Below are 10,804 nucleotides of genomic sequence, written 5' to 3'. Positions count from 1 at the left end.
TCGGCCTTGTATTGCCCGTGCAGATTGGTCAGGCGTTCGATCAGTTGCTGCCTGTTCATGCCGCAGCCGTTGTCGGTGATGCGGGCCAGCCGGCGTTGGGTCTGAGGGTCGGTCCATCCGTCGATGGTGACGACAGCGTACTTGTCGGAGAGGCGGGCTTCGATGCCGTTCTGCACAAACTCGCGGTAGAGCTGTAGAGGGTTCATGCCGCGGGCTTCGCGTTCGATCCACGCGGCAGTTCCGCGCGGGTCGTTCTTCAGGGTGCGCATAGTGGCGGCCTCGGTTTCGCGTGTGGATCTGTGGTGATTCATGAGAGACCTGCAAAACCCCGCCGACCAGCAAGGGTACCCTAAATCGGACCATGGTCCAGTTGAGAACTAGCAGCTGAACGCACAAACGGCGCGCGCGGGCGCCGACAACATCACAGCGATTTAGTGATGGGGGTCACACAGCCAGGCCGGGGAAATACTCGGAGTTACCGAGCTTCTCTGCCGCCTGGGGACGACCTGGGTGGCAGCGGCCCGCAGCGCAACGAAGCGGCGCACCGGACCGTCGGGGACCTCGGGAACGCCACCCGACTGGCACTGGCGAGCGAAATGTCACCTGGCCCAATTGATTCCGCTTAACATAGAATCAATTCGTAACTGCGGCAAGGTATTTCGGGCGTTGGTCTACGAACCAGAACGGCGCATGGGAACCCGCAGTCCGTCCGCAGTCCGTCCGCAAAACTGCTGAGTCAGCTCGCACCGCTTGCACAGCTCGAGCCCTCTGACCAGCACTTTTATCGCGCCACTTTCGCAGCTAACACAGCTAAAGGCCCAGGTCGGAGTACAAGATGTACTCGAGCACGGATACCCCGGCCTGAAGCCTGCCGCCGAACTGCGCGACCAACCATTACCTAAGGGCGCATTTCGACAATCCCGCATTTCGGCGCCGACCGCCGCAATCGCCCATTAACGGAATCGCTTGCGAGACAGCCCATCAACGAACGCTGCGAGAACCCCAATGCGCGGGCATAATTCTTCATGTGGCAGAAACACGCAGGACCAAGGCGCTCGCCAACCCGGCCCAACCGCATAGCGCACTTCTGCACGAACTGGAGCGCTACGTCGAGGCCCACAATCCCGGCGTGAGGGACGTCAACGTGGTGAGCGCGACGGACACCGGTCAGGCGGACACCAGCCACAAGCCGGTGCGCCACTGGTACCAGGTCACGTACGAAGCCTGACATCGGCGCCGGCCGAACGGCCGGAACCGGAAGTACCACCAACGACACGGTGACCATGGTGTATGGTCCAGCGAGGTCTGGGTTGATCAAGCAGTCGGTCCCCCAAGGTTCATTGACGCGCTCCGTGATGAGCGAGGGGGACCCGATGGCTGTGACTACCGGCGACGCACCCAAGGCAGCGACCCTGTCCCTGGGAGCCAGGCTGTCGCGAACGACTATTCGCCTCGCCATAGGGGAGCTACAGCGCCGGTACGGGCTGGATGAGCAGGCAGCCTTCGAAGTGTTACGGGACGTCTCTCAGCGTCGCAACGTAAAGCTGCGCGCCGTGGCCGCCGAATTGCTGTCGCCCGATGGCGACGGCCGATCGCGGCCGGCGACCCCACCACCGCCGTTGCCATTCACCGTCGGGGGCCGCGCGTGCTCCAACCGCAGCGAGGTGCTCGTGGAGTTGATGCGTGCCGCGGTGACCCGCTGCGGCGCCGAGCGGGGGACCGTTCAGCTGCGCGACCCCGTGCATGGTGGGTTGCAGATCGAAGGCAAGCGTGGTTTCGGCCAGGACTTCGCCGACGCTTTCAGCTACGTGGACGAACGCGAAACGCCGTGCGGGCACGCGTTGGGCGATGCCCGTCAGGTGGTGGTCGCCGACGTCGACAGCTCGCCGTTGTTCAGCGCATCCGCCCGGGAAATACTGCAGGCGAACGAGGTCAGCTCGTGCGTGTCCACCCCCATCGTCGACGACGACGGGAAGGTCCTGGGTGTCGTCTCGACCCATCAGCGTCACCGTGATGCCGTCCCGGACGAGGCCGACCTGCGGCATGTCCGGATGCTGGCCAATCAGTGCGGTCGCTGGCTGCAGTGGTACGACGGTGCGGTCCTGCCGGCGATAGTGGGCGAGGTCCATCGGGCCGCGGCCGCCAAACTGAAGTGCGCCGGTGACCGTCGGACCGCGGACCGAGTCGACCCGGCGGCGAGCATCGCCGCGGCGGCCCGATTGCTCTCCGACCGCTACGGCGTCGAACCGGGTCATGCCGAAGACGTGCTTGTCTCGCTCGCAGCCCAGCGCGGCATCGCACTCGAGGAGCTGGCCGCCCGACTGGTCGGCTAAAGCTTGCCGGCGACGAAGTCGGCGGCCTGGTCGGCCATGCCCGCATCGATGTACGCGCTGGCGAGATGCTGCGGCCAGTTTTCTTTCCAGGTGTTCGGGTCGGCCGGGTTGCAGATGGGATCCGCGCCGTGGCACAACTCGATGGTCCTGTCGTTGTAGATCGGGTTGAAGTTCGTGATCGGACCCACCCACTGGCTTCCGTTGCCGAACAGCGCGACAGCGGCGATGTGCTGATCGATCCCCGGCGGCAGCGGGCTGTCGAAACCGAAAGCGCTGATGGGCGCCGCGAGCACCACGTCGGTGACCGCCGCGCCCAGCGAGTAGCCGCCCAGCACCAGGCGGGTGTTCGGGCAGTCGTTGGCCATGCTTTGGAGGTGGTGGCTCATGTCGTTCGCGCCGATGTCGATCTGCGTGTCGGCGGGGTAATTCACCGCGTAGACGCCGATGTTCTTCGAAACCTTGGATCGCAGCGCGCTGATGAACGCGTTGCCGAGTGCGCCCGTCCCCGGCGCTTCATAGCGGCCGCGGGCGAAGACGACCTGCACCGGGGGGCAGTTGGCCGCGGCGGCGCGGGGCAGGGCCGATGGCAGCACCGAGGCGGCCAGTGGCAGCGCGGCCGCGATCACGGCCGCCGCCAGGCCGATATCAAGGCACTTGCGGGCAGGCAATGCGCGCACAGCACGATCGTAAAGCGATCTCGACCAGGCCGCTCGCCTTTGACCACCCCGACGGCGCGATGGGGTCGACCGATAGGTTCGGCTGATGAGCCGCGCCGACGCCATTTCAACCGAGCGCCTGTTCGCGATGGCCGAGCAGGTGCAGGGCTTCATGCCGCCCGACGAGGGCCGCGCGCTCTACGACGCCGCGCTGCGGTACCTCAGCGGCGGCGTCGGCGTCGAGATCGGCACCTACTGCGGCAAATCCACCCTGTTGCTCGGGGCTGCGGCGCAGCAGACGGCCGGCGTGCTGTACACGATCGACCATCACCACGGCTCGGAGGAGCACCAGCCCGGCTGGGAGTATCACGACGCCTCGTTGGTCGACGACGTCACCGGGCTCTTCGACACGTTGCCGACGTTTCGCCGCACGCTCGACGCTGCGGGGCTCGACGACCACGTCGTCGCCATCGTCGGCAAGTCACCGGTTGTGGCCCGCGGCTGGCGGACACCGCTGCAGTTCCTGTTCATCGACGGTGGCCACTCCGAGAAGGCCGCGACCGAGGACTTCGACGGCTGGGCGAAGTGGGTGGAGGCCGGCGGGGCGCTGCTCATCCACGACGTGTTCCCGGACCCGCGCGACGGCGGGCGCCCGCCTTACTACATCTATTGCCGTGCAATGGATTCCGGTCAGTTCCGGGAGGTTTCGGCCACCGGGTCGCTGCGGGTCCTCGAACGCACCGGCGGGTGGGCGGGAGAGGCCATCATCACCACCCGGGACCGGTAACCACGCATTCGCAGTCGAAGTCCGTCTGCAGCCCCATCGGCAGCCCGTCGTCGCGGAAGACCCCACCGCCCGCGGTGGTGTCCGACAACGCGTCCGCCGCCAGGATCATCGCCGCGCCGGTCCAGGTGGTGCGCTCCTCGGGCCAGCGCTTCCCATCGGCGAAAACCAGGCCCGTCCAATAGGAGCCGTCCTCTTCTCGCAGGTGCTGCATCGCGGCGAACTGCCGACGCGCGGCGGACCGGTGGCCGATGGCGTCGAGGGCCATCACCAATTCGCAGGTTTCGGCGCCGGTCACCCAGGGCCGATCGCCGACGCAGCGGATGCCGAGACCGCCGACCACAAAGTCGTCCCAGCGCTCCTTGATTCGCGCGGCGGCCGCCGGGCCGCGCAGGGCACCGCCGAGGATCGGGTAGTACCAGTCCATCGAGTAGCGGTCCTTTTCGGTGAACACCTCCGGATGCGCGGCGATCGCATGGCCCAGGCGCCCGAGCGCCAGTTCCCACTCCGGCTGCGGTTCGGAGACCAGGACGGCCAATGCCAGCGCGCACCGGATGCTGTGGAACACGCTGGCGCACCCGGTCAGCAGCGCTTCCGGCACCAGTCCGTCTTCGCTTCGCGCCCAAGCGATCTCGCCGTAGCCGAACTGCAAATCGATGACGAAATCGATCGCCTTGTGCACCACCGGCCACATCCGGGCCGCGAACGACCTGTCGCCGGTGATCAGCACGTGATGCCACACGCCGGTGGCGATGTATGCGCAGAAGTTGCTGTCGCTGTTGGGGTCCTCGATGACCCCCGCCCGGGTCTGGATGGGCCAGGAGCCGTCGGGCCGCTGCGTGCGGCGACTCCACTCGAACGCGGCCCGCGCCGGCTCCAGCAGCCCGGCGGCCGTGAGCGCCATCGCGCATTCGACGTGATCCCACGGATCGGTGTGCCCACCCGCGAACCAGGGGATGGCGCCCGACGATTCCTGGGTGGCGGCTATCGACAGCGCGGTCTGCCGGCATTGGTCGGGAGTGAGAACACCCGGAACGGCCGGCGCGCTACCCCGATGCAACTGAATATCCCAGGGCCGCTTCGCTTTTCGTCTGATTCAGCTTGGTGAAATACATCGCGACGCTCTTGCCGACGAGCGGATTGAGCAGCGACTCAGCCAGCTGGGTGGCCCTGGGCCGCCGCATCAGATCCCACGCCAGAAGCCTGTGGTAGGCGGCCACCGCGCGATGCTCGGAGTTCGAGACGCCGACAGCACATTTCAGCCACCAGAACGGGGCGTGCAGCGCGTGCGCGTGATGGCTGTGCGTCAGTTCCATACCGACGCCGGCGATCTTGTCTCGCAGCTCGCTCGCCCTGTAGATGCGCACGTGGCCGCCCTCGTTGGCGTGGTATTCGTCGGAAAGCAGCCAGCACACCCGCTCGGGCAGCCAGCGCGGGACGCTGACCGCCAGGGTGCCACCGACTTTGAGCACCCTGACCAGTTCGGCGATGGCCGCGTCGTCGCGGGGGATGTGTTCCAGGATTTCGGAGGCGATGACGCAATCGAACGTCTCGTCGGCGTAGGGCAGGCTCAGCGCGTCGCCGAGGACGACCTTCGCCGAAGCCGCCGCGGGCGCCTCCCCGGTTTCGGCCATCGCGCGCAGAATGGTGTCGACGGAACGCAATTCGGACGCGTCGCGGTCGAAGGCGACGACGTCAGCGCCGCGCCGATAGGCCTCGAAGGCGTGCCGGCCCGCCCCGCACCCGACGTCGATCACCTTGGTGGACGGCCCGATCCCGAGCCGGTCGAATTCGACCGTCAGCATCGCGCGATCGCCCGCTCGTAGACCCGCACGGTTTGAGCGGCCACGGCCTCCCAGCTGAACACGTTGATCGCGCGGTTGCGGCCCGCCTTGCCCATGGTGCGGCGCTTGTCCGGCGAGTCGAGAAGCTCGCCGAGCGCACGGGTCAGGGCGTCGACGTCAGCCGGCGGCACCAGCTCCGCGCAGGCCCCGTCGGTGCCCAGCACCTCGGGTAGCGCACCCACCCGGCTCGCCACGATCGGCGTTCCACTCGCCATGGCTTCCACCGCGGGCAGCGAAAACCCTTCGTAGAGAGAGGGAATGCAGGCGACCTCGGCCGAGGCGAACAGGGCGGCGAGCGCTTCGTCGGACAGCCCGCTGGTGATGTGGACGATGTCCGAGATTCCCAGTTCGGCGATGAGTTTGTGGGTGGGGCCGTTGGGTTCGACCTTGGCCACGAGCCGCAACTCGAGGTCCCGGCGGGTACGTAGTTTGGCGACCGCGTGCAGCAGCGTGCGGACGCCCTTCAGCGGGGTGTCGGCGCTGGCGATCGCGATGACCCGGCCGGGTTGCCGGGGCTGTGAACCCGGTTGGAACAGCTCGGTGTTCACCCCCAACGGCACCACGTGCAGTTGTTCGGGGGAGACGCCGAAGTCGGCGACGATGTCCGCGGCCGACGACGATGAGACCGTCAGCAGGTCGGGGATCCGGCGTGCTATCTGCTCTTGCATCTTGGAAAACCCATACCAGCGGTGCACCAACGGCTTTCGCCACCACCGCGCGGCGGCCACATCGAGCACCCGGTCGCGCGTGATGGGGTGGTGCACGGTGGCCACCACCGGGAGCCCCGTGTCGGCGATCGCCAGCAGACCGGTTCCCAGGCTCTGATTGTCGTGCACGAGGTCGAAGTCGTCGGCCCGCTCGGCCAGCAGCCGCGCGACGCGCATGGTGAACGTCCGCGGTTCGGGGAAGCCCGCCGTCCACACCGTCAAAAGTTCCAGCAGGTCGATCGAGTCGCGGATCTCGCTGGGCCGCGGCACCCGGAACGGGTCGGGTTCGCGGTAGAGATCCAGGCTGGGCACCTTGGTCAGCCGCACCCGCGGATCGAGCAGTTCCGGATAGGGCTGGCCGGAGAACACCTCGACGTCGTGGCCGAGTTCGACCAGGCCGCGGCTGAGATGGCGCACGTAGACGCCCTGTCCGCCGCAATGGTCCTTACTGCGATAGGACAGCAGGGCAATTCGCATACTCAACTCTTATCCGCCGACGAAAGAACGCGGACGACCGCCCCCCGATCCATCGCTCTCAACGGACTCCCGAACCCCGCGACAGCAAACTGGACATGTGTCCAGACTATAGTTCGCCCACCTAAATGACGCAACGAGGCAGCGCGCTATTGGTTGGTCACATCCGCCACACCCGCCTCTCTTAGGGCCGGGGGACGGTTTGTCCACCTTCGAGCGACAGCCTGCTTGTCGCTCGAAGGTGGACAGAGCGGATGTTCTCTTCGGCAGGGACGCATGTGGCGGATGTGATCCTTTGCTGCGCAGCCTCGGAAGGTGAGTTTGTTACCATCGCGCCGTGCGATCGGTCTCGCGACGCGACATCCTCAAATTCGCCGCACCGGTTCTCCTGGGCGTAGGGGCGGTGGCCGCGCCGGTCAACGAGCCGAAGGCGCGAGCCGCCGACCTCAGGCTGATCGACTTCGCCGAGCGCAGGATCGCGCCGGACGAGATCAAAGCCGCGGGCTACGGCGGGGTCATCAACTACGTGTCCGAGTCGCGGCCGGGGGCGAACTTCGAGGCGAAGCCCATCACCCGCCAGTACGCGGACGCGCTGCGCGCCGCGGGCCTGCAGATCGTCAGCAACTTCCAGTACGGCAAGCCCGGCTGGCCCGACCCGTCGGACTCCACCCGCGGCTACGACGGCGGCGTGGCCGATGCCCAGACGGCGCAGCGGCTGCACGCCGCTGCCGGGGGGCCTGATTCGGCCCCCATCTTCTTCAGCATCGATGACAACATCGACCAGAATTTTTGGAATACCTCTGGCGTGCAATGGTTTCGAGGCATCAACTCGGTACTGGGCGTGGGCCGCAGCGGCATCTATGGGCATGCCCAGGCGTGCGGGTGGGCGATCCGCGACGGTGTCATCGGGAATTCGAGCACGCCGGGGCACCGGTGGGCGTGGCAGACGAGATCGTGGTCGAACGGGGCGCGCGAACCGGCGGCGGTGCTTTATCAGGCCGTGGTCAACAGCCCGTCGAACCCGGGCCCCCTGCTGGGCGGGATCAACGTGGACGTCGACGACGTCCTCGCCCCCGACTACGGCCAGTGGGATTTCACGCGCTGACACCCACGCACGACGCCCCGCGAGCCGGTGGCTTGCGGGGCGTCGCGTCGTATCCGGGCGTTACTTGAGGTCGAACCGGTCGGCGTTCATGACCTTGACCCAGGCCGCGACGAAGTCCTCGACGAACTTCCCCTCGTTGTCGTCCTGGGCATAGACCTCGGCCAGCGCACGCAACACCGAGTTCGACCCGAACACCAGGTCGTTGGCGGTGGCCGTCCACTTGAGCCGGCCCGACTTGCGGTCGACCACCTCGTAGACGTTCTCCGCCGTCTCCGATGTCTTCCACGCGTTGTCCATGTCGACCAGGTTGACGAAGAAGTCGTTCGTCAGGATGCCCGGCCGGTCGGTGAACACGCCGTGCTTGCTGCCGCCGTGGTTGGCATTGAGCGCACGCAGGCCACCGACGAGCACCGTCATCTCCGGACCGGTCACGCCCAGCAGGTAGGCCCGCTCGTGCAGCAACTGCTCCAGCGGCGCCTTCTCGCCGGCGCGGATGTAGTTGCGGAACCCGTCGGCGCGCGGTTCGAGCACCGCGAACGACTCCACATCGGTGTTCTCCTGGGAGGCGTCGGTCCGCCCGGGCGCGAAGTGCACCGAGATCTCGTAGCCGGCGTCCTTGGCCGCCTTCTCGACCGCCGCGGATCCGGCCAGCACGATCAGGTCGGCCAGCGAGATCTTCTTGCCGCCCGACGCCGACGCGTTGAAGTCCTGCTGGATCTTCTCCAGCACGGGCAGGACCTTGTCCAGCTCCGAGGGCTCGTTGGCCTCCCAGTTGCGCTGCGGCTCGAGGCGCAGCCGCGCCCCGTTGGCGCCGCCCCGCTTGTCGGTGCGCCGGAAGCTCGACGCCGCGGACCAGGCCGTCTTGACCAGCTGCGGGACCGACAGGCCGGAGTCGAGCACCTTTTGCTTCAGCGCCGCGACGTCCTTCTCGTCGACCAGCTCATGGTCGACGGCCGGAACCGGGTCCTGCCACAGCTGTGGCTCGGGGACCCACGGCCCCAGGTAGCGGCTGATCGGACCCATGTCGCGGTGCAGCAGCTTGTACCAGGCCTTGGCGAACGCCTCGGTCAGCTCCTCGGGGTGGTCCAGCCAACGACGCGTGATGTCGCGATAGATCGGGGACTCGCGCATCGAGATGTCGGTGACCAGCATCGTCGGGGCGCGACCAGGGCCGCCGAACGGGTCGGGGATGGTGCCCGCACCGGCGCCGTCCTTGGCGACGAACTGCCAGGCATCGCCGGGGCTCTTGGTCAGCTCCCACTCGTAGCCGTACAGCGTCTCCAGGAAGGTGTTGTCCCACTTGGTCGGCGTGGGCGTCCAGACCACCTCCAGGCCGCTGGTGATGGCGTCCTTGCCCACGCCGGTGCCGAAGGAGCTCTTCCAGCCCAGCCCCTGTTGTTCGATCGGGGCGGCCTCCGGCTCGGGACCGACCAGATCGCCACTGCCGGCGCCGTGCGTCTTGCCGAAGCTGTGGCCGCCGACGATCAGCGCGGCGGTCTCCTCGTCGTTCATCGCCATCCGCGCGAACGTCTCGCGGATGTCGATCGCGGCGGCAATGGGATCCGGCTTGCCCTCGGGGCCTTCCGGGTTCACGTAGATCAGACCCATCGTGGTCGCGCCGTAGGGCTGGGCGAGGTCGCGCTTACCGGAGTAGCGCTTGTCGGTGCCCAGCCAGGTGTCCTCTGCACCCCACAGGATCTCCTCGGGCTCCCAGACGTCCGCGCGGCCGAACCCGAAGCCGAAGGTCTTGAACCCAAACGACTCCAGGGCGCAGTTGCCGGCGAAGATGATCAGGTCCGCCCAGGAGATCTTGTTGCCGTACTTCTTTTTGACCGGCCACAGCAATCGGCGGGCCTTGTCCAGGCTCACGTTGTCCGGCCAGCTGTTGATCGGGGCGAAGCGCTGCATGCCCTGGCCGCCGCCGCCGCGGCCGTCGTGAATGCGGTAGGTACCCGCGGCATGCCAGCTCATCCGGATGAACAGGCCGCCGTAGTGCCCGTAGTCGGCGGGCCACCAGTCCTGCGAGTTGGTCATCACCGAGATCACGTCCGCCTTCAGCGCGTCGACGTCGAGCTTGGCGAACTCCGCGGCGTAGTCGAAGTCGTCGCCGAGCGGGTTAGCCTGCGGCGAGTGCGGGTGCAGCGTCGATACGTCGATCTGGTTCGGCCACCAGTCCCGGTTGGTCAGGGGCGCATCGGATTTCGGTTTGGGGGAGGGGATTGCCGGGTTTTCGCTTTCACTGGTGCTCGCCGTCTTGGTGTCGTCGTGGGGAGGACGGCTTTCAGATGTATCGGATGGCACAACATTCCTTTCGGGGTGATAGGGCTGCAATCTAGGAGTCCGCGGTCGAGCAATCGGGGCACAGGCCCCAGTAGATGACTTCGGCCTCGTCGAGGACGAAGCCATCCAGAACGTTGTTGTCGTCCGAGGGGGTCAGGCACGGCGCCTCACCGACCGCGCAGTCGACGTCGGCGATGGCCCCGCAGGAGCGGCACACGACGTGGTGGTGGTTGTCGCCCACTCGGGCCTCGTAGCGGGCGACCATCCCCAGTGGCTGGATCCGGCGAACCAGGCCCGCGGCGGTCAGCGCGCTGAGGACGTCGTAGACGGCCTGCCGCGAAACGTCTGGCAAACCGTCCCGCACCGCCGTGAAGATCGTGTCGGTGTCGGCATGGGGGTTGGCATCCACGGCCTCTAGGACGGCGACCCTGGGCCGGGTCACACGAAGATCGGCCATCCGCAGCAGGTCCGCGTAACTCGCCGATGAGGACACGTGGTCTATATCACTCCCTTATTTGGAATCAGTCAAGACTTTCCCGGCTGCGTGTTGCCGAATAGGCGTTGAACGTTGCCCGTCCGGGTTTGGAGCGGGCGCAGAGGGCCGAATGGCGTTGTACCCGA

The 10,804-nt window shown here is 67.0% G+C and carries 11 protein-coding genes; 4 read left to right on the top strand and 7 right to left on the bottom strand.

Features of this window, described 5'->3' with window-relative positions; translation table 11 throughout:
* Positions 1–269, bottom strand: a 269-nt coding sequence (locus VMD50_RS13780; RefSeq protein WP_325428306.1) for an ATP-binding protein, incomplete at its 3' end; no start/stop codon positions are given.
* 758 nt (positions 270–1,027) lie between these two features.
* Between VMD50_RS13780 and VMD50_RS13775 the strand changes: the two genes are divergently transcribed.
* Both VMD50_RS13775 and VMD50_RS13770 read left to right on the top strand, forming a co-directional pair.
* On the top strand, positions 1,028–1,228 hold the full coding sequence (locus tag VMD50_RS13775; protein WP_325428305.1) for a hypothetical protein: 201 nt from the start codon (positions 1,028–1,030) through the stop codon (positions 1,226–1,228).
* Positions 1,229–1,373: 145 nt separating this feature from the next.
* Complete coding sequence (locus VMD50_RS13770; RefSeq protein WP_325428304.1) at positions 1,374–2,333, top strand: GAF and ANTAR domain-containing protein; 960 nt, start codon at positions 1,374–1,376, stop codon at positions 2,331–2,333.
* On the opposite strand, the gene VMD50_RS13765 is transcribed toward VMD50_RS13770, so the two are convergent.
* Positions 2,330–3,010, bottom strand: coding sequence for a cutinase family protein (locus VMD50_RS13765; RefSeq protein ID WP_414686064.1), 681 nt, complete (start codon positions 3,008–3,010; stop codon positions 2,330–2,332). The genes VMD50_RS13770 and VMD50_RS13765 overlap by 4 nt on opposite strands.
* 85 nt (positions 3,011–3,095) lie before the next feature.
* On the opposite strand from VMD50_RS13765, the gene VMD50_RS13760 reads away from it, so the two are divergent.
* Positions 3,096–3,776: a class I SAM-dependent methyltransferase gene (locus VMD50_RS13760; RefSeq protein WP_325428303.1), complete on the top strand. Its 681-nt coding sequence runs from the start codon at positions 3,096–3,098 to the stop codon at positions 3,774–3,776.
* On the opposite strand, the gene VMD50_RS13755 is transcribed toward VMD50_RS13760, so the two are convergent.
* Genes VMD50_RS13755 through VMD50_RS13745 form a run of 3 tightly spaced genes read right to left on the bottom strand, consistent with a single transcriptional unit; the run spans position 3,757 to position 6,801 of the window.
* Complete coding sequence (locus VMD50_RS13755) at positions 3,757–4,833, bottom strand: MMP endo-(1,4)-3-O-methyl-alpha-D-mannosidase (protein WP_325428302.1); 1,077 nt, start codon at positions 4,831–4,833, stop codon at positions 3,757–3,759. The two genes, VMD50_RS13760 and VMD50_RS13755, sit on opposite strands and share 20 nt — an antisense overlap.
* The gene (locus tag VMD50_RS13750; protein ID WP_325428301.1) at positions 4,820–5,578 is read right to left on the bottom strand and encodes a class I SAM-dependent methyltransferase; all 759 of its coding nucleotides are present in this window, start codon (positions 5,576–5,578) and stop codon (positions 4,820–4,822) included. Before VMD50_RS13750 ends, VMD50_RS13755 begins: the two co-directional genes overlap by 14 nt.
* Positions 5,572–6,801 carry an MMP alpha-(1->4)-mannosyltransferase gene (locus VMD50_RS13745; RefSeq protein ID WP_325428300.1) on the bottom strand — a complete coding sequence of 410 codons (1,230 nt, stop codon included), beginning with the start codon at positions 6,799–6,801 and terminating at the stop codon, positions 5,572–5,574. The genes VMD50_RS13750 and VMD50_RS13745 overlap by 7 nt, the downstream gene beginning before the upstream one ends.
* 334 nt (positions 6,802–7,135) lie before the next feature.
* On the opposite strand from VMD50_RS13745, the gene VMD50_RS13740 reads away from it, so the two are divergent.
* Positions 7,136–7,903, top strand: coding sequence for a DUF1906 domain-containing protein (locus VMD50_RS13740; protein ID WP_325428299.1), 768 nt, complete (start codon positions 7,136–7,138; stop codon positions 7,901–7,903).
* Between the two features lie 60 nt (positions 7,904–7,963).
* Here the strand turns inward: VMD50_RS13740 and katG are convergent, their stop codons facing one another.
* On the bottom strand, positions 7,964–10,204 hold the full coding sequence (gene katG, locus VMD50_RS13735) for a catalase/peroxidase HPI (protein WP_325428298.1): 2,241 nt from the start codon (positions 10,202–10,204) through the stop codon (positions 7,964–7,966).
* A gap of 31 nt (positions 10,205–10,235) precedes the next feature.
* Positions 10,236–10,640 carry a Fur family transcriptional regulator gene (locus tag VMD50_RS13730; protein WP_414686065.1) on the bottom strand — a complete coding sequence of 135 codons (405 nt, stop codon included), beginning with the start codon at positions 10,638–10,640 and terminating at the stop codon, positions 10,236–10,238.
* Between the last annotated feature and the right edge of the window lie 164 nt (positions 10,641–10,804).

The sequence above is a fragment of the Mycobacterium sp. genome, from assembly GCF_035506235.1.
In the GTDB taxonomy this organism is placed as follows: Bacteria; Actinomycetota; Actinomycetes; order Mycobacteriales; family Mycobacteriaceae; genus Mycobacterium.
This window is presented reverse-complemented; position numbering and strand designations above follow the sequence as displayed.